This is a genomic window from Magnetospirillum sp. SS-4, from assembly GCF_902729425.1.
Taxonomy (GTDB): domain Bacteria; phylum Pseudomonadota; class Alphaproteobacteria; order Rhodospirillales; family Magnetospirillaceae; genus Phaeospirillum.
On sequence record NZ_CACVCH010000030.1, the window covers coordinates 1 to 262 of the forward strand.

The 262-nt window shown below is 58.8% G+C and carries 1 protein-coding gene; it reads right to left on the reverse strand.

Annotated elements, in window-relative coordinates; translation table 11 throughout:
- Nucleotides 1-188: hypothetical protein (locus tag MTBSS4_RS04640; protein ID WP_173982232.1), on the reverse strand; the 188-nt coding region annotated here is incomplete at its 3' end.
- Nucleotides 189-262: the final 74 nt, after the last annotated feature.

Here is a 262-nt window from a genome sequence, read left to right on the forward strand (position 1 = left end):
GCCATGGCGAAGGTCAGGCGGCGGCGGCCCTGCTCGATATGGCGCAGCAGGTTGGGATCGTTGACCGCTTTCTTGCAGAACATGGTCGGTGCGGTCCCCGTTTCCGCCAGCCAGTCATCGACCTCGCGCTGGACATCGGCGATGAAGGTGCTGACGTGGTCGGCGATATCGGCTTTGCAGGTGTCCATTCGATCCCCCTCTGTTTCGATTGAGGGAAACCTATCAAGCTTGACACAGTTAGGACGAATCCTATTTCATGGCC